The following is a 19363-nucleotide window of genomic DNA, read 5'->3' as shown; positions in this document are numbered from 1 at the left end:
CGTCGGCCAGGCTCACGCCGACAGTGGCACACCCCCTTCGTGCTCCTCGCTCCCGGCCACGAACGGGTCCGGCGCCCCCGTGTCGGCCCGCCGGGCCTCCTCCTCGCTGTCGGCCTCGACGCTGCCCGTGCCGGACTTGGCGTACTGCGTGGTGCCGTAAGTCAGGTCGTGGCCGATCTTCATCGCCTCGATCTCGGCCGAGCTGCCCCACGACTCGTCGGCCCGTTGCCAGGAGTTGACGGTCTGGCGGCCGTGGACGACCACCGGGTCACCCTTGCGCAGCGAGGCGAAGGCGTTCATCCCGAGCGACCGGTACGCGGCGACGTTGTAGAAGCTCGTCGACACGTCGACGAAGACCCCCTCCTTGTTGCGCCGCCGCACGGTGCTCGCGATGCGGAAGATCGTGAACTGCATCCCCGCCCGCGTGGTCCGGTGCTCCGGGTCGGCGACGACCCGGCCGCCGATGGTCAGTTCGGTCTCGTTCATGGCACTCCCCTTTCGGTGACGCCCCGGCCTCGTCGCCGGGCGCGTGCCACCACCTTCGCCTCGGCACCGGACGCACTCGGAGGGGCGGACCACACCTGTGGACGACGCCGGACCGCGGCGAGGGGATGTGGGCGGAGCGCTCAGCACCTGCCGCCGGTTGTGAAGTGCAACCGTGGCCTCGGGGCGCTGCGGCACGCGGCTCGGACCGCGGCCGCGGCCGGCCCGGCAGGCGCGCACCGTGGCGGGCACTGCTCCGCTCGACCGTCGTCGTGCGCTGACCCGAGCCGGTGCTGGTCCCACGTCCGACTCGGGGGCTACCCCCACTGCGCGCGAGGCCGAGCACGCCTAGCGTCGAGGCCATGAACAGCGTCTTCGAATCCATCCGTGGTCTGGGCTTCCGGCGAGGGCCGAAACGTCTCGTGGCAGGGATCTGCGGAAGTCTCGCCGAGCAGTCCGGCCTCAACGTGTGGCTGGTGCGCCTGCTGGTCCTCATCTCCTTCTGCCTGCCGGTCGTCGGCGTCGCCGCGTACCTCGTGGCCTGGGCCGTCACACCGTGGCAGGACGGCAGCATCCCGCTCGAGGAGGCCCTGGGAGGGCGCCGCGACGGGGCCTGACGCCCGTCCTGCTCGACGCAACGCCCGGGGTGTCTCAGCCGGCGACGACCGCCAGGCCCTCCCGGGTCCGGGCGTGGTCGGCGAGGACCCGCTCGACCGGGTCCAGGACCTGCTCCCGTGCCACCTGACCGATGGCCTTGCGCAGGGCCCGGTCCGCGTCCCTGGCCCGCCGCCGGGCGCCGAGGCCGGCCAGCCACCGGGAGAGGCCGGCGAGCAGCAGCCCCGCCAGGAGCCCGCCCACGAACAGCACGAAGGGCAGGGTGATCGCCCCCACGACCTCGACCCGGGGCAGCTCGGGCAGCTGCAACCACGCGACGATGCCGCCGAGCAGGAGCCAGACCAGGCCCACGACGGCCGCGAGCGCGAGGATCGCCTGGAGTGCCCCCGCGACTGCCCACCACAGCGGTCGACGACCACGCAGCGGGGTGCGCACGAGGACCAGGTCCAGCTCGTCGGCGAGATCGTCCTCGACCGGTCGTGCCGCGTGCGCGACCGCGTCCGCCCACCGGGTCGGCAGCCCCTCGCCGGCCTGCGCCCCGACCCGCCGGACCGCCAGGTCGACGGAGGCCCGCGCCGACGGGGCCGGGGGCGGGAGGGACGAGCGGCCCAGCACCGCGCGCACGTCCCGGTCGGTGATGTCGGGCGCATCGGGGTCGCGCTCCCGGTCCAGCCGGAGCCGGCGCAGCGGTGCCGGCCGGAGGGCGTGCACCCAGCGGGTGAAGGGCCACCCGGTCTGCGCCCACGCCGCCAACCGGTGGTCCCTGGCGACCGCGTCCACGACCGTCGGTACCCCGGCGGTGCGAGCGAGCGCGTCGACCAGCTCCCCGCCGGCCCGTCGCGGGATCCGCGGCTCGCCCTCCGCCACCGATGCCGAGAGGGACTCGGCCGCCGAGCGCAGGTCCGCGGCCAGCCGGTGCCGCGAGGCGTCGGAGCGCTCCACGGCCTCCTGCAGCCGGGCGCGCAGGGTCTGCGTGCCTGCGCCGCTGAGGGTGGAGGTCGCGATCACCTCGTGGTCGGTCAGGCCGTCGCGCGTGAGCAGCCGGGAGAGGTCCGCGCTCACCTCGTCGGCACCGCCCCGGGGCAGCCGGTCGACCTGGTTGAGCACGACGACGGTCACCGCGCCGTACTCGCGCAGCACGCCCACGTAATCCTCGTGCAGCACGGCGTCGGCGTACTTCTGCGGGTCGGTCACCCACACGAAGACGTCGACGAGCTCGAGGACGCGCTCGGCCTCGGCCCGGTGCTCCACCTGCCGGGAGTCGAAGTCGGGCAGGTCGATCAGCACGAGCCCGTCGAGGTCGTCCCCTTCGTCGGGGGGCACCTGGTGACGGCTGCCCACGGAGAGCCAGTCGAGCAGCTCGCCCGCCGGCTCCGTGCCCCACACCGCGGCCGTCGGTGTCGACGTCGTCGGCCGTCGCATCCCGACCGTGGCCACGTCCGCACCCACGAGGGTGTTGAAGAGGGATGACTTGCCCGACCCGGTGGCGCCGGCGAGGGCCACCACCGTGTGGCCCCCGACGATCCGGGTGCGCTCCGAGACCTTCTCCGCCACGGCGCGGGCGTCCTCCGCCGCCCGCGGGTCCAAGCGGTCACCTCCGGCGTCCAGGGCGCCGGAGAGGGCATCGACCCGCGTGGCCAGCTCCTCGGTGGTGAGCGCCTCCGCGCGATCCGCACGAAGGGGGACGGCCCCGCTCACGACGTCACCTCCCCGATCGACTGACTGGCCCGCTCGAGCCTGCGGATCTGCGCCTCGCTGAGCGCGGCCCCGTCCAGCAGGGCCGTGTAGCGCCCGCGCTCCCTCCCGTACAGGTCGGCCACCCGCTCCAGCAGCAGCTCCCGGGCGCGCTTGGCCATCCGTCGCACGGCCTGGTCACCGAAGATCGCCTCGAGCACCTTCTGCGCCAGCGCTGTCGTACCGCCGGCGATGGCGACCTCGGGCGCGACGAGGACACCGCCGGTGTGCGCGAAGGAGACGAGCATGAGGAAGAGCCCGACGCCGTTGACCCCGTAGGCCGCGATCCGGGCATTGACCCGTCGGCTGCTGCCCTCGGAGCGGACGATGTCGAGCACGTCGGACTGCCAGTCACGCACGAGCCGCTCCACGTCGCCCTCGAGGGAGGCGGAGGAGCGGGAGAGGCCCGGGTGACCGGCGAGGACCACCTCTCCCGCCTCGGTGCCCCGCCAGGTGCGCGTGAGGTCGGCGGCCGCGGTGTCCGCGGCGGAGACGATCATCGCGCTGACGCCGCTCTGCAGGGCCTCGTCCAGCTCCCGTGAGGGCGGAGGTCCGCTGCGCACGGCCGCGCCGATGCGGTCACGCAGCCGGGCGACACCGCGCTCGACCCGCCGGAAGAACTCCCCCGTGCCGACGAACTCCTGCCACCGGGCCAGGACCTCTCCGCGCAGCAGCTGCCCGTCGCGCATCCCCTCGCCGACACCCTCCTCCGCCTCGTCATAGGCGAGGTAGGCGGCGGCCGCGAGTCCACTGACCTGCTCCCGCTCACCGCGGGCGGCCTCGACGAGGGCGGCGACGCGCTCCTCGATCGAGCGCACCGCCCCGTCGAGGGTCTGCTGGACGATGCTCGCGCGGGCCTGCTCGTCGACGGCCAGCGCGTGCAGCCAGGAGCGCACCCGCTCGATGTCCTCGTCGGGGACCAGTCCGTTGGGGTCCAGGGTCACCTCCGGGACGGCGAAGACCGGCGTCGTGCCCATCCCCTGCTCCCGGAGCATCTCGCTGAGATGGGACTTGATCTCCGCCATGGCGGGGCGGTCCACCCGGTCCAGCACGATCGCGACGGCGGTACCCCGGTCGCCGGCCCGCCGCAGCAGGTGCCACGGGATCGCGTCAGCATAGCGAGCCGCCGTCGTCACGAAGATCCACAGGTCCGCCGCGGCGAGCAGCTGGGCGGCCAGCTCCCGGTTGGCCGCGACGACCGAATCGATGTCCGGGGCGTCCAGGATCGCCATGCCCGGCGGGACGAGCTCCGTCGGCGCGAGCTGCAGGGTACGGGCGCCGGACTCCGGGTCGATCGCTCCGGTGACCCTCGGGAGCGAAGGGAGCACCCTCCTCTCCCGGAACCACGCCTCGTCCTCGGGATGGTGGATGAGGACCGGTCTCGTCGTCGTCGGACGCAGCACGCCCGGCCGGCTGACCTCCTGGCGCAGCACCGAGTTGACCAGCGTGGACTTGCCCGCACCGGTCGAACCACCCACCACCGCGAGCAGCGGGGCGTCGATGGACTCCAGCCGTGGGATGACGTGGTCGTCGAGCTGGTCCAGCAATGCCTCGCGCTCGGCACGCGCCTCGCGGGTCGAGGCGAGCTCGAGGGTCAGCCGGCTGCGCTCCACCTCGTCGCGCAGTGCCACCACCCGGGCGAGCAGGTCACGGGTGTCGCCGCTCGTCGCCATGGGCACAACATATACGCCCGGGGCCCTCCCGCATGCCGCGACGGATCACCTGCGAGCTGCAGGGGTGGGCACCTCTGGGGCACGTCACCGTGTCAACGATGACGCGACCCAGGACACGAGCGCCCCCGGCAGGATTCGAACCTGCGACCTCGGGATTAGAAGGCCCTTGCTCTGTCCAGCTGAGCTACGGGGGCTGGCGCCCGGCAGGGCGGCGGATGCAGCACCTGCGGACGGGTCACAGTGTAATGAGCCACACCGACCTGCCATGATCGGCACATGTCCCTGAGTGTCTTCGTGCGTGAGGCACGCGTCAGCGAGTCCTCTGCCGACCTCACCGTGCTCGATGCCTCGGAACGCGCTCGGGCGGAGCGCAAGCGGGACTCCACCCCCTTCGTCACCGGCCATGCCCTCGTGCGGCGCTCCCTCGGGGAGCTGCTCGATCGGGACCCCGCCGAGCTGGCATTCGTGCGGCGCTGCGCCACCTGCGGCAGTGAGCAGCACGGCAAGCCGAGCCCCATCGATGCACCCGGGTGGTTCTTCTCCCTCTCCTACACCGCGAACCTGGCCATCGTCGCCGTCACCGAAGGGGTCGACGTGGGTGTCGACGTCGAGGAGCTCGACGACGCCGGCTTCGAGGGATTCGCACCGGCCACACTGGCGCCCGAGGAGGTGCCCGCCTTCGACGGATTGTCCGGTCATGAGCTGCTCGTCGCCCGGGCCCGTGTCTGGGCCCGCAAGGAGGCGATCCTCAAGGCGACCGGCCACGGGCTCGTCGTCGACCCCGCGGAGGTCCTCGTCAGCGGACCATCGCAGCCCCCGACCATGGTGGACTGGCGCGCCGAGGAGCCCCGGCCCCCCTTCGCCACGCTGGCCGACCTCGAGCCGGAGGCCCAGGACCACCGGGCGGCCGTCGCGGCTCTCACCGACCGACCGCTGCGCATCGACCTCGGCCGGGGCTAACCGACCCCCGCGAACTCCCGGCGCCGCGCCGTCATCGAGTCCAGCAGCACCAGCTCATCGTGGAGGGTCTCCGGGTCCGCGAACTGCCGGGTCATGCGGAAGCGCAGCAGGGCCAGCTCCGAGGCGGTGTCCTGGAAGGCGCGCATCGCCTTCAGGCTGCCCGGCCGACCGTAGTTGCGGGCCCAACCGCGCGCCAGACGGCGCTCCTTCATCGAGCTCAACATCGACAGCTCGGCCGGTGCCAGCCACCCGGTCGCGACGTAGGGCCGCAGGTGTTCGGTGATGATCTGGGCCTCACGGGAGCGGGTCCAGACCACGAAGCCGACGAAGCAGCAGAAGATGACGAAGCCGACCCCGAGCCCGATGAGCAGTCCGGCGAGACCGAAGCCGGCGCTGAAGTTCCACAGACCGTGGAGCACCACCCCGGCGGTCCAACCGGCCACGGGCGCCACGAAGCGCAGGGCCACCGAACCCGTCGTGGCGGCGATGCCGATCCCGATCCCGATCATGCTCGTGTAGATCGGGTGCCCGAACGGGCTGAGGATTCCACGAATGACGAACGTGGCGGCGAAACCGTAAACGCCACCCTCCTGGAGGGCACCGGCGAGGTACATGATGTTCTCGGTGAAGGCGAAACCGGCCGCGACGACACCGGCATAGACGATGCCGTCGGTGAGCCCGTTGAAGCGCTTCCGGGCGACGGCCCACATGATGAGGATGAAGACGCCCTTGACCGACTCCTCGACCGGCGGCGCGACGAGGACCGCGCCCAGCATGCCCGCGGATGCCGGGTCGGTGAAGGCCGTGAGGAAGATCCCGAACGAGGTGTTGACGATGAGCGCGATGAAGGTCGAGCCGAGCGCCCCGTACAGGAAGGCGGTGACGAGGTACTGCCAGGGCTCCGCCTCGAGGCGGTCCAGCCACAGGAAGATCGGTAGCACGATCACCAGCGGGATGAGCGCGAAGATCAGCCCCACCAGCGTCGCCACGACACCGAAGCTGAAGCCGTAGTAGAGCGCGAAGAGCATCGCGAGGAAGACCGAGACGACGCCGATCGACCCGGCGAGCAGCCACGTACGCAGCCCCGGGCGGACGGTCGGGTTCGCGTGCGCCTGCGTGGGCACGTACTGCGGGGTGTAGCGCTGCTGCGGCCACGTGGGCTGCGGTACCTGCGGGTGCTGCTGGGGTGCAGGTGGTTGCTGCGGGATCGGCGGTTGGCGCAGATGTCCGCCGGTGACCGCCTCCACCTGTTCGCGGTGCCACGCCGGCTGGTGCGAAGGGGGCGTGCTCATGGCCGCAATGTAGTTCACCGGGAGCCGAACCCGGTGGTCCGAACCATCTCCTGTGGGGCGGATCGCTATGGTGACGGGCGTGAGTTCCTCCACCTCCTCCGAACGCATCATCTGGATCGACTGCGAGATGACCGGTCTCGACCTGCGCGACGACGCGCTCATCGAGGTCGCCGCCCTGGTCACGGACTACGAGCTGACGCAGATCGGTGAAGGCATCGATGTGGTCATCCGGCCTCCGGAGGAGGCGCTGACCCAGATGAACGACTTCGTGCGAGACATGCACACCACCTCGGGCCTGCTCGACGTCCTCGCTGAGGGCATGACCCTCGGTGACGCCGAGGATGCGGTGCTCGCCCACGTCAAGGAACTCGTGCCCGAGGCCGGCAGGGCGCCGCTCGGCGGCAACAGCGTCGCCACCGACCGCGCCTTTCTCCTGCGGGACATGCCCGACCTCGAGAGCCACCTGCACTACCGGCTCATCGACGTCTCCTCGATCAAGCAGCTGGCCCGCCGCTGGTACCCCCGGGCCTACTTCGCCTCACCGGAGAAGCACGGAGGGCACCGGGCGCTGGCCGACATCACCGAGTCGATCGCGGAGCTGCGGTACTACCGGGAGGCGGTCTTCCGGCCACAGCCCGGACTGGAGACCGCGGCGCTGAAGGACATCGCGGCCCGGCACACTGTCGACTGACCGGGGGCCCGGACCGACCGGCGTCGCTCAGGCGGCCTGCCGGCTGCCGTAGGTCTCGACGAGACCGGAGGGCGCCGTCGCGCCCTGCCGGTAGCCGCTGCACCCGGTGGCCCAGGCGCCCACCGAGACGGAGATGTAGCCGATGGCGACGCCGGCGATGTTGTCGGCGATGTAGTGCCATCCGAAGTAGAGCGTCGCCACGAAGGTCAGCACGAAGAAGGTCCACCCGATGACACGCAGCGTCCGGCTCTGAGCGGTGCGCTGCAGGAAGAGGGCCACCGCGAAGGCCACGGAGACGTGCAGCGAGGCGAAGGCGGCGACGCCGTGGATGGCCTCGCTGTGCATGGGGTTGGCCAGGAACTCCAGACGGTTGCCGAGCAGCGCCTGCTGCAGCCCGCTCACGCCGGTGTCCGCGAGGCCGGTGTAGTGGTCGGGGCGCACGTAGATGGGCCCCAGGGCCGGCAGCAGGTAGTAGCTGAGGGCGCCGAGCACCCAGTTCAGGCTGACGGCGGTGGCGAACCAGGCCCCGACCGCGTGGCTGCGGCTCATCACGAGCACGATCGCGAGGGTGATCGGCACGAGGGGGAGGTAGGAGAGGTAGACGAGGGAGAGCAGCTGTGCCGCGACGTCCGTCCCGAGGAGCTCGTGCAGGATGATGGCCGGGCTGGTCCCGCCGAAGATCCACTTGTCGAAGTCCAGCAGCTGCTCGTCGTAGAGGACACCCTCCCGGTAGACCGGGAGGAAGTTCTTCAGGTTCCGGTAGGAGACGTAGCAGACGTAGAAGCTGAAGAAACCCAGCGCGATGGACAGGACCCGCTGCCAGCTCCACTCGGACCGGATCACCTGAACCACACCGCTCGGGATGTGACGCCAGCCGTACCGCTGGATCGCCATCGGCACGATGGCCACGGAGAGCAGACCGATCGCCAGGAGCGGGAAACGGATGTAGGCAGGTCCGAGGAAGCCCTCAGGGTCCTGGAGCGGAATCCCCGCGGACTGCGACCCCACGAGCGCGACCACCAATACCACGAAGGACACGATGAGGATCACGCCGTAGGGAGACCTGCGGACGAACTGCATCGATCAATTATGACGTGTTCGCATACAAATGGTTAATCGACACCCCACGAGCGCCATCGTCCGGGGGCGCCAGGAGTACCGTCACCCCCTGTCCTGACCAGGGGGCCGACCGACCCCGGTCCCGTCGACGATGACGAGGAGGACCTCGATGACGAGTGTCCAGCACCCCCGACCAAGGTGGACGTCCACCTCGACACGGGGCTGAAGCGGGATGTCGGCAGGGGTCAGCCTGCTCTTCACGGGTGTCGGGGCGATCATCGGCTCCGGCTGGCTCTTCGGCGCCCTCTACGCCTCCCAGATCGCAGGTCCCGCAGCGCTGAGGGCCCGGGACACGACGACAGAAAAGTCCTGAGCCGCGACCCCTCGTAGGACGGCGTCGCGGCTCAGGACACTGGGGTGAGTGACGGGATTCGAACCCGCGACCCTCGCGACCACAACGCGATGCTCTACCAACTGAGCTACACCCACCGTGGCCACCCTCCGGGGCAGCGCGGACCACTGTACAGGCTCTCCCGCGGTGCTCCGAACGCACCTCCCCCCACCCCCTCGGGCACCGTCCGGCACCATGGACGGGTGAGCACAACACGGACCACCCGACCGCCCGTCCTCCGCGTCGCCGCCGCGCTCGCGGGCCTCCTGGCACTGCTCTGCGCGCAGGTGGTGGTCTCGGCCCCCGCGTCGGCGCACGCGCGCCTGGAGAAGACCAGCCCGGCCGACGGCGCCAGCCTGACCGCGGCCCCTCCGGAGATCATGTTGCGCTTCAACGAGGTGGTCAACGGGGACCTGAGCGAGGTCACCGTCAAGACCGGCTCGACGGACGTCGCCAAGGGCTCCGTCGACGTCGAGGGCGACTCGCTCTACCAGCCGCTGGACTCCGACATGCCCGAGGGCGACTACACCGTGACCTACAAGGTCGTCAGCGCCGACGGGCACCCGGTCTCGGGAACCTTCGACTTCACCTACACGGCGCCGGGGGGCGGCGAGCAGGACTCGGACTCCGCCACGAGCACCTCCAGCGGCACCAGCTCCCCCAGCAGCTCCTCGCAGGGCGCGGCGCCGAGCGCCACCTCCGGCCCGAGCGACTCCGCCGCCCCCGCCTCCGGCGAGGACAGCGGCCTGCCGGGGTGGATCTGGGGCGTGGGCGCACTCGGCGTGATCCTCGTCATCATCGCCGTCACGCTGCTCGCCCGGGGTCGTCGAAGCAGCTCCGAGGAGGAGGACATCGACCTCGACGACCACCGCGGATAGCGGCCGAAGGGAGCCTGCGGCACCCGGATTTCGCAGCCGGCGTCCACGGTGCTAATGTCTCTCCTCGCGCGCCAATAGCTCAAGTGGTAGAGCAGCTGACTCTTAATCAGCGGGTTCGGGGTTCGAGTCCCTGTTGGCGCACCACCAAGCAGCAGGGCCCCGGTCATCGCGACCGGGGCCCTGCTGCTGTGTCCGCTCCTCGGATCACCAGGAGCGCTTGGCCCGCTGGCGCTCCCAGTCCGCGAAGGTCATCTTCTTGTTCTTGGAACGACGGGACGAGATCAGCTTCAGCAGGATGATCCCGCCGACGACGGCCCCGGCGATGGCGACGCGGTCCATGCGCAGCTCACCGGACTCGGTGCGGGTCGCGTTGTCGAAGGAGGCCTTGGCCTGCTCCTTCTGGCGCGCGAAGACGTTCTTCGGCGCCGCCCGCTCGGCGAGCTCGTCGATCGTCTGGGCGAGCCGGTCGCGGCTGGTCACGATGTCGTTCTCGAGCTTGGTCATGCTCGGGTTCTCGTTGCTCACGCGGTGTTCCGTCCTTCTCAGATGCCGAGGTCGCGGCGGATCCGGGCCACGTGGCCGGTCGCCTTCACGTTGTACCGGGCGTGGGTCACCACGCCGTCGGGACCGACGACGAGTGTCGAGCGGATGACTCCCTCGACGACCTTGCCGTACAGCTTCTTCTCACCATAAGCGCCCCAGGCCGTCATCACCGACTTGTCCTCGTCGGAGAGCAGTGTGATGGTCAACCCATCGCGCTCGCGGAACTTCGCGAGCTTCGCCGGGCCGTCCGGCGAGATGCCCACGACCTCGGTGTCCTCCGCCTGCAGCGCCTCCAGGGAGTCGCTGAAGTCGCAGGCCTGGGTGGTGCACCCGGGAGTCATCGCCGCCGGGTAGAAGTAGACGATGACGCGCTTCCCGCGGAAGTCCGACAGCGACACCGAGCCGCCGGCGTCGTCGGGGAGGGTGAAGTCGGGGGCCGGATCGCCCGGAGCCAGTCGCTCGGCCACGAGTTCCTCGCAATCTGCCGTCGTTGCCTGTGGTTCGCCCCCAAACCTATCCCGCCGCCGACGGGGCCGCCGAGGAACGGGGCCCGGCCCCCTTCGGCTGACGGATCCAGAGTTGCGAGCCCTGTGCAATAGTGGAGGGTCCTCGCCGCATCCATCGAAGGGAGTGTCCGTCGATGCACGTACCCGACGGATTCCTCGACGCCCCCACGTCCGTGGGGACCGCCGTCATCGCAGCTGCCGGGATCGGGATCGCGCTGTGGCGGAGCCGATCCACCCTGGACGACCGCAGCGCACCGATGGCGGGGATGGTCGCGGTCTTCATCTTCGCGGCGCAGATGCTCAACTTCCCGGTGGGCGCCGGGACCTCCGGACACATGCTCGGAGGGGCACTGGCCGCCGTCCTCGTCGGGCCCTGGACGGCCACTCTCTGCGTGAGCGTGGTCCTCGTGGTCCAGGCACTGCTCTTCGCCGACGGCGGCATCACCGCCCTGGGCACGAATGTCACCCTCATGGGCATCGTCGGCGTCTGGGTCGGGTGGTTGGCCTTCCGCGCCGCCCTCGCGCTGCTGCCGCGCCGGACCGGGTCGGTGCCGGTGGCCGCGGCGATCGGCGCCTTCGTCTCCGTCCCCGTGGCGGCGCTGGGCTTCGTCGGTCTGTACGCGATCGGGGGGCAGGCGCCGATCCCGCTGGAGGCGTTGACCACGGCGATGGTCGGCTGGCACGTGCTCATCGGGCTCGGGGAGTCGGTCATCACCTTCCTCGTCGTCGCCTCGATCAGCGCGACGCGCCCCGACCTGGTCTCCGGGAGCGTGGGGCGGCGCCCCGCCGACCTCGCGACCGCCGGTTCCCGGGAGGTGGCGGCATGAGGCCCCGCACCACGGTGCGGACCGTGGTCCTCGTCGGCGTCGTCGTCGCGCTGCTGCTGGCCGGCGTCGTCTCCTTCTACGCCTCCTCCTCCCCCGACGGGCTGGAGCACGTCGCGGCGGGGCTCGGCTTCGCCGACACGGCCGGAGAGCACGCGAGCTCCGCCTCGCCGCTGGCCGACTACGGCATCGCCGGCGTTGATAGCGACCGACTCTCCGGCGGGCTCGCCGGCATCATCGGCGTCGTGGTCGTCGGAGTACTCATGTTCGGCCTGACGCGGCTGCTGCACCGCCGCGGCACCGGATCCTCCGAGGAGGACTGAGTGGGCGGTCGGCACGACCGACCCTCGAGGCCCACCGGCGACTCCCCCGTCCACCGGCTCCCGGCCCATGTGAAGGTCATCGCGCTGCTCGTCTTCGTCATGGCGGTCGTGGCCACCCCTCGGGAGTCCATCTGGGCCTTCGGCGGGCACGCCCTCGTGCTCGCGGTCGCCATCGTGATCTCCCGGGTGTCCCCCCTCCTCCTGGCCAAGCGGCTCGTCGTCGAGGTCCCCTTCGTCGTCTTCGCGGTGCTCATGCCCTTCGTGGCCGTCGGGCGAACGGTCGAGGTCGGTCCGCTGTCGCTGTCCGTCGCCGGGCTGTGGGGGGCCTGGGCGCTGCTGGCGAAGGGGACCCTCGGCGCCCTGGCCTCGCTGCTCCTCGCCTCGAGCACCCGCCCGCCGGACCTCGTGGCCGGGATGGCGCGGCTGCGCCTGCCACGGCGCCTCGTGGAGATCCTCGCCTTCATGGTGCGCTATCTCGAGGTCGTCACCGGGGACCTGCGCCGGATGCGCGTCGCGCGGGAGTCGCGGGGCTTCGCCGGCCGCTCGCTCGCCGCCTGGCCGGTCGTCGCCGAGTCCGCCGGGGCGCTCTTCATCCGCTCCTTCGAGCGGGGCGAGCGGGTGCATCTCGCGATGCTCTCGCGGGGGTACAGCGGCGACCTGCACCTCGGGGACGGAGCCCCGGCGAGCTCCCGGGTGTGGCTGGGCGCCCTGGCGCTGCCGCTCGTGGCCGTCCTCCTCGCGGCGGCGACGCTCGTGATGGGGTGGCGGGCATGAGCACCCCCGTGGTCGAGCTGCGCCACCTCCGACACACCTACCCCGACGGCCACGCGGCCCTGCGCGGGGTGGACCTGCACGTGCACCCGGGTGAGCGCGTCGCCCTGCTCGGACCCAACGGCGCCGGCAAGACCACCCTCGTGCTGCACCTGAACGGCATCCTGCGGCCCGACTCGGGCCACGTCACCATCTCCGGGCTGCCGGTGGCCGACGACTCGCTCCTGGAGGTCAGGCGCCGGGTCGGCATCGTCTTCCAGGACCCGGAGGACCAGCTCTTCATGCCCACCGTGGCCCAGGACGTCGCCTTCGGACCACGCAACCTCGGTCTGCGGGGTCAGGAGCTGCAGGAGCGGGTCGAGGAGGCGCTGGCTGCGGTCGACGTGGCCGAGCTCGCCGACCGCCCGCCGCACCACCTCTCCTTCGGCCAGCGGCGCCGGGTGGCGATCGCGACCGTGCTGGCGATGCGGCCGGAGATCCTCGTGCTCGACGAGCCGAGCAGCAATCTGGACCCGGCCGCTCGTCGCGAGGTCGCCGACCTCCTGCGCCGCCTCGAGGTCACCGTGCTCATGGTCACCCACGACCTGCCCTACGCCCTCGAGCTGTGCGAGCGCTCGGTCGTCCTCTCCGACGGAGAGATCGTCGGGGACGGGTCGACGGCCGAGGTGCTCGGGGACCGGGAGCTGATGGCCGCCCACCGGCTCGAGCTGCCGTACGGCTTCGACCCGGCCAACGTGGCGCCGGGGCCGCGGTGAGCCGGGCGCCTAGACTGCGTGCGAAGCCGAAGTGGTGGAACAGGCAGACACGCGAGATTTAGGTTCTCGTGCCCGATGGGTGTGCGGGTTCAAGTCCCGCCTTCGGCACCGGCTCAGTCGGTGAGGTAGCGGGGCAGCTGCTCCGCGAGGGCCCGGAAGGCCCGACCCCGGTGGCTGATCGCGTTCTTCTCCGCATCGCTGTACTCGGCCAGCGTGCGGGTGCCGCCATCGGGGACGAAGATCGGGTCGTAACCGAAGCCGTTCTCCCCCACGGGCGCCCGCACGAGGAGGCCGGGGACCTCCCCTTCGCTCGTCACGGTGGTGCCGTCCGGGAGCGCGAGGACCGCGGCGCAGCGGAAGGCGGCCCGGCGGTGCTCGTCCGGCACGTCGGCGAGCTGGTCGAGGAGCAGCTGGAGGTTGCGCCGGTCCTTCTCCTCGCGGGGCAGGTCGGCGCCGCCGTGCAGCCCGGACCACCGCGCGGAGAAGATGCCGGGACTGCCGCCGAGGACATCGACGCTCAGGCCGGAGTCGTCCGCGAGCGCCGGCAGGTCGGTGCGTCGGGCGACGTGATCGGCCTTGAGGCCGGCATTGCCGGCGAAGGTCACCGCGGTCTCGGGGATCTCGCCGACCTCGGGGAAGGCGGCCATCGAGAGGATCTCGACGTCGAGCTCAGCCCCGCCGAGGATCTCCTGCAGCTCGTGCACCTTGTGCTCGTTGTGGGTCGCGAGCACGACCCGGGAGGTCATCGGACGCGCTCCCGCGGGGTGTCGGCGAGTGCCGCCTCCTGGGCCCTCGTCAGCTGCTCGCAGCCGCCAACGGCCAGGTCGAGCAAGTGGTCCAGCACGCCCCGGTCGAAGGGAGTCCCCTCCGCCGTCCCCTGCACCTCGACGAAGTCCCCCGCGCCGGTCATGACGACGTTCATGTCGGTGCCGGCGGTCGAGTCCTCGGGGTAGTCCAGGTCGCAGACCGGACGACCGTCGACCACGCCGACCGACACCGCGGCGATCGAGCCGGTGAGCGGCTGCGCCTTCTCGGGCACGAGCCCCTGGACCTTCGCGTCGGCGATGGCGTCGACGAGTGCGACGTAGGCACCGGTGATCGCCGCCGTGCGGGTACCGCCGTCCGCCTGCAGGACGTCGCAGTCGAGGACGATCGTGTTCTCCCCCAACGCCTTCGTGTCGATGACGGCGCGCAGGGCACGACCGATGAGGCGGGAGATCTCGTGGGTGCGGCCGCCGACCTTGCCCTTGCGGGACTCGCGCCCGCTCCGGGTGTTGGTGCTGCGCGGGAGCATCTCGTACTCCGCGGTGACCCAGCCCTTGCCCTGGCCCTTCAGCCAACGCGGGACGCCGGCCTCGAAGGAGGCGGCGACGAGCACCCGGGTGCGCCCGAACTCGACGAGGACCGAGCCCTCCGCGTGGTCCAGCCAGTTCCGGGTGATACGCACCTCGCGCAGCTGCTCGGGGGTGCGTCCGTCGTGTCGTGGCGTCTCAGTCATGACCGTCAGGCTAACGACCGCGAGCACGTCCCATAGGCTCGGGCCCATGCAGCAGCACGCGGAGATCCCCCTGTCCGACGGCGGCCGCACGGTGCTGCACACGGCCCGGGCCGCCGATGCGCAGGCTCCCGTCGTGCTCGTGCTGCCCGCCATGGGCGTGCCGGCCGGCTACTACGAGCCCTTCGTCGACGACCTGGCCCGGACCGGCGTCACGGCGGCCGTCGCGGACTACCCCGGCCAGGGTGAGGCGGTGCCCGCCGTGGACCGCCACCACGACCACGGGTACGTCCAGATCGCCCACGACTGGCTGCCGAAGGTCGTCGCCGAGCTCCGGGCCGGGCACGGGGGCCCGCTCGTCCTGCTCGGCCACTCCCTCGGCGGGCACGTCCTGCTCGCCCACCTCGCGGGCGGCCACCCGCTGCCGGACGCGGCGGTGCTCATCGGCGCGGGCACCCCCTTCTGGCGGCGGCAGCAGGGACTGAAGACCCTGGCCCAGACCCAGCTCATGTCGCTCGTCTCGCGAGTGGTGGGCTACTGGCCCGGTGAGCGGCTCGGCTTCGGCGGCCGGCAGGCGCGCACGCTGGTGCGCGAGTGGGCGGCGTTCGCCCGCACCGGCCGGCTGGCGCCGGACGGCCACCCGATCCGCGAGGCGCTGCGCGATCGGAGCCTGCCGGTGCTCGTCGTCGACCTCGACGGCGACCACCTCGCTCCTCGGGCGGCCGTCGACGCCCTGATCGAGAAGCTGCCCTCGGCGCGCACCGAGCGGTTCACCTTCACCAAGGACGCGGACGACCCGGGCAAGCCGGTGAACCACTTCTCCTTCGCCCGCTCCCCCGAGATCATCGGCGAGCGGGTCGCGGAGTGGGTCGTCGGCGCCACGGGAGATCGTCACCCGTCCGACCGACCTACCGGCTGAGGTCCTGGGTCACCCGCTGGTGCCCCGCGCTCACCTCGACCCGGGTGGGCGCCCCGAGCACGAGCGGCATCATCGGCTGCTGGTGCCCGAAGTCCATGTCGAGGACCACCGGCACGTCGAGGTCCCCCAGCGCATCGAGCACCGCCTCGTGGTGGGTCATCGTCGGTGAGTCCGGCGCCGGGGTGCGGCCGAGCACGACTCCGGCGCACCGGTCGAACCACCCGGACAGTCGCAGCCCGTGCAGCATCCGGCAGGCGTCGTAGGCGTCCCGCTCGGCCACCTCCAGCAGCACCACGGGTGGGTCGGGCTGCTCCGCCGCCCACCGTGGCACATCACCGAAGGGGGTCCCCGCCAGCGGCGACAGCACCTCCAGACAGCCACCGACGAGCGGCCCCGCGACGTCCACCGTCTCCCCCGAGAGGCTGCGCCACCGCGTCGGCTCGGTCAGCGTCATCCGCGACACCCGTGGATCGGCCTCGTAGTCGTCCCACCCTGCGGCGCGCCGGTGCGTCGCGGCGGTCTGGGTGAGGGTCCCCCCTTCGCTCGTGGCCACGTCGAGCCAGTGCAGCAGCCCCGGCGCCGGCTCGTAGGGCGTGTCCATCAGGTTGCACCCGTGCAGCGTCGCCCACCCGGCACGCAGCGTCAGCGGGAGCATCGTCGTCGTGGTGTCGGAGAAGCCCACGTACCAACAGGGTTCGCACTCGGCGAGCAGGTCGGTGTCCAGCAGCGGCAGCAGGTCGATCCCGGTCTCGCCGCCCCACGGCGGGACGACGGCGGCGATGTCGGGATCGACGAGGAAGGCCATGAGCTCGTCGGCACGCGCCTGCTTCGAACCGCTGACGTGATGCTCCCCCTCGCGCAGGCAGGCACCCTCGACCACCTCGAAGCCACGCCCCCGCAGCTGCTCCACGGCTGCGTCGAGACGCGGCAGCAGCGGGGCCGGCACACCGCTGCTGGGGGCGGTGACCGCGATCGTGTCACCGGGGCGAAGGGGGTCGGGCAGGCGCGCGGGCATGGCTCCATCCAACCAGCCCGTAGGGGCGAGGTCGATCGGGTTAACGTCTCCCCCATGCCTGTACCTGCGATCTGCTTCGACCTCGACGGCACGCTCGTGGACTCGCTGCCCGACATCATCGCCAGCCAGCGCGAGGCGATCGCCGAGCACGGGCTGCCGGTCCCACCTGCAGATCTCGTGCGCCCGCTCATCGGGCTGCCGCTGGAGGACACCTTCGCCCGGCTGGCACCCGACGGTGACCCGGCCGCGCTCTCGGCGAGCTACCGCCGGATCTACCCGGCGCGCTTCACCCGCAGCTCGGCCCCCTTCGCCGAGGTGCCGGAGGTGCTGGCGACGCTCCGGGAACGCGGCTGGCTGCTCGCGGTGACCACGACCAAGGGCACGGCGATGGCGCGCGATCTCGTCACGGCACTGGGGCTCGCGGAGCACCTCGACCACGTGCAGGGCACCGACGGCTTCCCCGCCAAGCCGGCCCCGCACGTCATCCACCGGGCGCTGGGGGCCCTCGGCGCAGAAGGGAGCTGGATGGTCGGCGACACCACGCACGACATCGAGGCGGGGCGCGCCGCGGGGCTGGCCACCTACGCCGTGTGCCGCCCGGAGGCCACCCATCCCCGCGACGTCCTCGCGTCGGCCGCACCGGACCGGCTCGAGGAGTCGCTGCACGGGCTGCTCGCCCTCGCCCCGGCTCAGACCTCGTAGGTCGTGTCCGGGCGGGCCAGCTCGACCTCGCCCGGCCAGACCGCCGCGGCATCCGACCGGCAGACCTCCGGGTCGTTCCACGCCGGGATGTGCGTGAGCATCAGTCGGCGCACGCCACCGGCCGCGACCGCCGCCTCAGCGGCCCTGCGCCCGGTCAGATGGATGTCACGGACCTCGTCCCGACCCTCGACGAAGGCCGAGTCCACGAGCGCCAGGTCCGCCCCCGTGAGCAGCGGGGTCAGCTCCTCGCAGGTGTCGGTGTCACCGCTGTAGGCCAGGACGGCGCCGTCGGCGGTGACCCGGAAGCCGAAGGCCTCGACGGGGTGGTTCACGGGGAAGGCGTCGACGACGAAGGGCCCGATGCGGGTCGGCGTCCCCGGGGCGAGCGTGTGGAACTCGAAGACGCTGCTCATCCCCTCCGCCCCGAGACCCTCGTAGGCCTCGTGCAGCCGCTGCTCGGTCCGGCTCGGCCCGTGGATGGGCAGCCGGTCGGAGGGCACGCCCTCGGGGTGGTAGGTCCGGGTGACGTAGAGCCCCGTCAGGTCGATGCAGTGGTCGGGGTGCAGGTGGCTGACGAGCACGGCATCGACGTCCGCCGGGTCCACGTGCCGCTGCAGGGCTCCGAGCGCCCCGTTGCCGAGGTCGAGGACCAGGTGGTGGGTTCTCCCCTCGTGCTCGGCGCTGACCAGGTAGCACGACGCCGGGGACTCGGGTCCCGCGAAGGAGCCGGAGCAGCCGATGACGGTCAGCCTCACCCGTCTCCTCCTCGGTCGCCGAACACGTCCGCCACCTCGGGGCCGAGGAAGCGGCCGGCCAGGACCCGGAAGCGCTCCGGGTCGCCGGTCGTGGTGAAGCCGTGCTCCGGCTCCGGCAGCGACTCGGGGCGCAGCAGACCCTGGTCTGCAAGGACACGGTAGACGCCCTTGGCCGTTTCCTCGGCAGATGAGACGAGCGTGACATCCTCACCCATCACGTAGGAGAGGGCGCCGGTCAGCAGCGGGTAGTGGGTGCAGCCCAGGACGAGGGTGTCCACCCCCGCACCACGAAGGGGGTCGAGGTAGCGGTGGGCGACCTCGAGGACGTCCGGGCCGGAGGTCGTCCCTGCCTCGACGAGCTCGACGAAGCGTGGGCACGGCTGGGAGATCACGTGCGTCTGCGGGGCGGCCGCGAAGGCGTCCAGGTAGGCGCGCGAACGGTGGGTCCCCTCGGTGGAGATCACGCCCACCCGGTTGTTGCGCGTCGCGAGCACGGCCCGGCGGACCGCCGGGCGGATGACCTCGACGACGGGCACCGAGTAGCGCTCCCGGGCGTCGTGCAGCACCGCCGCGCTGGCGGTGTTGCAGGCGATGACGAGGAGCTTGACCCCGTGGTCCACGAGCCGGTCGAGGCACTCCAGGGCGAAGCCGCGCGTCTGCGCGATGGGGCGCGGGCCGTACGGTGCGCGGGCGGTGTCCCCGAGGTAGGCGACGGGTTCGTGCGGCAGCTGGTCGATGACCGCCCGGGCCACGGTGAGCCCGCCGAACCCGGAGTCGAAGATGCCGATGGGCCCGCTCGGGTCCTGCTGGCTCACTCCCCGCCCCCGGCGGTGAGGGCGCGGGTGAGCGACTCCTGCAACCAGGTGAAGAAGTCGTAGACGCTCAGCACGAAGAGGGCCGGGTCGTCGGGGCCGAGGTCGGTCGCGACCTCCTCGAGGCGGGTGGCGTCCTCGTCGGTGCGCAGGCCGAGCCGCTCGCC

Annotated in this window: 24 protein-coding genes and 4 tRNA genes; 13 read left to right on the top strand and 15 right to left on the bottom strand. The window is 71.9% G+C overall.

The genetic code is table 11. From position 1 onward, the window contains the following. Positions 1 to 12 precede the first annotated feature (12 nt). Positions 13 to 486, bottom strand: coding sequence for a single-stranded DNA-binding protein (locus JCO01S_RS06150; protein ID WP_068252369.1), 474 nt, complete (start codon positions 484 to 486; stop codon positions 13 to 15). 359 nt (positions 487 to 845) lie between these two features. Here JCO01S_RS06150 and JCO01S_RS06145 point away from each other — a divergent pair, with 359 nt between their 5' ends. After that, positions 846 to 1100: a PspC domain-containing protein gene (locus JCO01S_RS06145; RefSeq protein WP_068252367.1), complete on the top strand. Its 255-nt coding sequence runs from the start codon at positions 846 to 848 to the stop codon at positions 1098 to 1100. 34 nt (positions 1101 to 1134) lie between these two features. Here JCO01S_RS06145 and JCO01S_RS06140 read toward each other — a convergent pair whose 3' ends face one another. From JCO01S_RS06140 to JCO01S_RS06130, 3 genes are all read right to left on the bottom strand, one after another. Beyond that, complete coding sequence (locus tag JCO01S_RS06140; RefSeq protein WP_084342684.1) at positions 1135 to 2796, bottom strand: GTPase; 1662 nt, start codon at positions 2794 to 2796, stop codon at positions 1135 to 1137. After that, positions 2793 to 4505 (bottom strand): GTPase domain-containing protein, encoded by a 1713-nt coding sequence (locus JCO01S_RS06135; RefSeq protein WP_068252365.1) that lies wholly within the window; start codon positions 4503 to 4505, stop codon positions 2793 to 2795. Before JCO01S_RS06135 ends, JCO01S_RS06140 begins: the two co-directional genes overlap by 4 nt. 120 nt (positions 4506 to 4625) lie before the next feature. Next, positions 4626 to 4699, bottom strand: a tRNA-Arg gene (locus tag JCO01S_RS06130). A gap of 82 nt (positions 4700 to 4781) precedes the next feature. On the opposite strand from JCO01S_RS06130, the gene JCO01S_RS06125 reads away from it, so the two are divergent. Next, complete coding sequence (locus JCO01S_RS06125) at positions 4782 to 5465, top strand: 4'-phosphopantetheinyl transferase family protein (RefSeq protein WP_068252362.1); 684 nt, start codon at positions 4782 to 4784, stop codon at positions 5463 to 5465. Here the strand turns inward: JCO01S_RS06125 and JCO01S_RS06120 are convergent. Next, positions 5462 to 6757: a PrsW family intramembrane metalloprotease gene (locus JCO01S_RS06120; RefSeq protein WP_084342691.1), complete on the bottom strand. Its 1296-nt coding sequence runs from the start codon at positions 6755 to 6757 to the stop codon at positions 5462 to 5464. The two genes, JCO01S_RS06125 and JCO01S_RS06120, sit on opposite strands and share 4 nt — an antisense overlap. Positions 6758 to 6824: 67 nt before the next feature. Between JCO01S_RS06120 and orn the strand changes: the two genes are divergently transcribed. After that, entirely contained in the window at positions 6825 to 7448 is a 624-nt protein-coding gene (gene orn, locus JCO01S_RS06115; RefSeq protein ID WP_068252356.1) for an oligoribonuclease, read from the top strand. A gap of 27 nt (positions 7449 to 7475) precedes the next feature. On the opposite strand, the gene JCO01S_RS06110 is transcribed toward orn, so the two are convergent. Continuing rightward, entirely contained in the window at positions 7476 to 8528 is a 1053-nt protein-coding gene (locus JCO01S_RS06110) for a phosphatase PAP2 family protein (protein ID WP_084342683.1), read from the bottom strand. 211 nt (positions 8529 to 8739) lie between these two features. Between JCO01S_RS06110 and JCO01S_RS15885 the strand changes: the two genes are divergently transcribed. Next, on the top strand, positions 8740 to 8880 hold the full coding sequence (locus tag JCO01S_RS15885) for a hypothetical protein (protein ID WP_169796901.1): 141 nt from the start codon (positions 8740 to 8742) through the stop codon (positions 8878 to 8880). Between the two features lie 40 nt (positions 8881 to 8920). Here JCO01S_RS15885 and JCO01S_RS06105 read toward each other — a convergent pair. After that, a tRNA-His gene (locus JCO01S_RS06105) sits at positions 8921 to 8996 on the bottom strand. A gap of 105 nt (positions 8997 to 9101) precedes the next feature. On the opposite strand from JCO01S_RS06105, the gene JCO01S_RS06100 reads away from it, so the two are divergent. Both JCO01S_RS06100 and JCO01S_RS06095 read left to right on the top strand, forming a co-directional pair. Then, positions 9102 to 9776: a copper resistance CopC family protein gene (locus JCO01S_RS06100; protein ID WP_068252345.1), complete on the top strand. Its 675-nt coding sequence runs from the start codon at positions 9102 to 9104 to the stop codon at positions 9774 to 9776. 68 nt (positions 9777 to 9844) lie between these two features. Beyond that, positions 9845 to 9920: transfer RNA gene (locus JCO01S_RS06095), tRNA-Lys, on the top strand. Positions 9921 to 9980: 60 nt separating this feature from the next. On the opposite strand, the gene JCO01S_RS06090 is transcribed toward JCO01S_RS06095, so the two are convergent. Together JCO01S_RS06090 and bcp are read right to left on the bottom strand one after the other, a co-directional pair. After that, positions 9981 to 10301 (bottom strand): DUF3618 domain-containing protein, encoded by a 321-nt coding sequence (locus JCO01S_RS06090; RefSeq protein ID WP_068252341.1) that lies wholly within the window; start codon positions 10299 to 10301, stop codon positions 9981 to 9983. A gap of 17 nt (positions 10302 to 10318) precedes the next feature. Further along, a complete protein-coding gene (bcp, locus tag JCO01S_RS06085; protein WP_068252337.1) occupies positions 10319 to 10786 on the bottom strand; it encodes a thioredoxin-dependent thiol peroxidase in 468 nt (155 codons plus the stop codon). 173 nt (positions 10787 to 10959) lie between these two features. Here bcp and JCO01S_RS06080 point away from each other — a divergent pair, with 173 nt between their 5' ends. The 5 genes from JCO01S_RS06080 to JCO01S_RS06060 all read left to right on the top strand — a co-directional run bounded on the left by JCO01S_RS06080 (position 10960) and on the right by JCO01S_RS06060 (position 13606). Continuing rightward, positions 10960 to 11652, top strand: coding sequence for an energy-coupling factor ABC transporter permease (locus JCO01S_RS06080; protein ID WP_068252334.1), 693 nt, complete (start codon positions 10960 to 10962; stop codon positions 11650 to 11652). After that, the gene (locus tag JCO01S_RS15880; protein ID WP_068252331.1) at positions 11649 to 11972 is read left to right on the top strand and encodes a PDGLE domain-containing protein; all 324 of its coding nucleotides are present in this window, start codon (positions 11649 to 11651) and stop codon (positions 11970 to 11972) included. Before JCO01S_RS06080 ends, JCO01S_RS15880 begins: the two co-directional genes overlap by 4 nt. Beyond that, positions 11973 to 12746: a cobalt ECF transporter T component CbiQ gene (gene cbiQ / locus JCO01S_RS06070; protein ID WP_068252325.1), complete on the top strand. Its 774-nt coding sequence runs from the start codon at positions 11973 to 11975 to the stop codon at positions 12744 to 12746. After that, positions 12743 to 13498, top strand: a complete 756-nt coding sequence (locus tag JCO01S_RS06065; protein WP_068252502.1) for an energy-coupling factor ABC transporter ATP-binding protein — start codon at positions 12743 to 12745, stop codon at positions 13496 to 13498. Before cbiQ ends, JCO01S_RS06065 begins: the two co-directional genes overlap by 4 nt. A gap of 25 nt (positions 13499 to 13523) precedes the next feature. Next, positions 13524 to 13606 (top strand) — tRNA-Leu (locus JCO01S_RS06060). A 5-nt stretch (positions 13607 to 13611) separates the two neighbouring features. Here JCO01S_RS06060 and rdgB read toward each other — a convergent pair. After that, the gene (gene rdgB, locus JCO01S_RS06055; RefSeq protein ID WP_068252322.1) at positions 13612 to 14244 is read right to left on the bottom strand and encodes an RdgB/HAM1 family non-canonical purine NTP pyrophosphatase; all 633 of its coding nucleotides are present in this window, start codon (positions 14242 to 14244) and stop codon (positions 13612 to 13614) included. Beyond that, the gene (rph, locus tag JCO01S_RS06050; RefSeq protein WP_068252319.1) at positions 14241 to 14996 is read right to left on the bottom strand and encodes a ribonuclease PH; all 756 of its coding nucleotides are present in this window, start codon (positions 14994 to 14996) and stop codon (positions 14241 to 14243) included. Before rph ends, rdgB begins: the two co-directional genes overlap by 4 nt. A gap of 46 nt (positions 14997 to 15042) precedes the next feature. Between rph and JCO01S_RS06045 the strand changes: the two genes are divergently transcribed. Beyond that, positions 15043 to 15912, top strand: coding sequence for an alpha/beta hydrolase family protein (locus tag JCO01S_RS06045; protein WP_068252317.1), 870 nt, complete (start codon positions 15043 to 15045; stop codon positions 15910 to 15912). Here the strand turns inward: JCO01S_RS06045 and JCO01S_RS06040 are convergent. Then, a complete protein-coding gene (locus JCO01S_RS06040) occupies positions 15902 to 16927 on the bottom strand; it encodes a S66 family peptidase (RefSeq protein ID WP_068252314.1) in 1026 nt (341 codons plus the stop codon). The genes JCO01S_RS06045 and JCO01S_RS06040 overlap by 11 nt on opposite strands. 54 nt (positions 16928 to 16981) lie before the next feature. On the opposite strand from JCO01S_RS06040, the gene JCO01S_RS06035 reads away from it, so the two are divergent. After that, positions 16982 to 17629 (top strand): HAD family hydrolase, encoded by a 648-nt coding sequence (locus tag JCO01S_RS06035; protein WP_068252312.1) that lies wholly within the window; start codon positions 16982 to 16984, stop codon positions 17627 to 17629. Here JCO01S_RS06035 and JCO01S_RS06030 read toward each other — a convergent pair. The 3 genes from JCO01S_RS06030 to JCO01S_RS16415 all read right to left on the bottom strand — a co-directional run. Next, complete coding sequence (locus tag JCO01S_RS06030) at positions 17617 to 18384, bottom strand: MBL fold metallo-hydrolase (RefSeq protein WP_068252309.1); 768 nt, start codon at positions 18382 to 18384, stop codon at positions 17617 to 17619. The two genes, JCO01S_RS06035 and JCO01S_RS06030, sit on opposite strands and share 13 nt — an antisense overlap. After that, on the bottom strand, positions 18381 to 19199 hold the full coding sequence (gene murI, locus JCO01S_RS06025) for a glutamate racemase (protein ID WP_068252306.1): 819 nt from the start codon (positions 19197 to 19199) through the stop codon (positions 18381 to 18383). The genes JCO01S_RS06030 and murI overlap by 4 nt, the downstream gene beginning before the upstream one ends. Then, the coding region (locus JCO01S_RS16415; protein WP_157074502.1) for a DUF2017 family protein at positions 19196 to 19363 on the bottom strand (168 nt) is incomplete at its 5' end. The genes murI and JCO01S_RS16415, both read right to left, overlap by 4 nt.

Origin of the sequence: Janibacter corallicola NBRC 107790, assembly GCF_001570965.1 — a bacterium.
GTDB lineage: Bacteria > Actinomycetota > Actinomycetes > Actinomycetales > Dermatophilaceae > Janibacter > Janibacter corallicola.
This window is presented reverse-complemented; position numbering and strand designations above follow the sequence as displayed.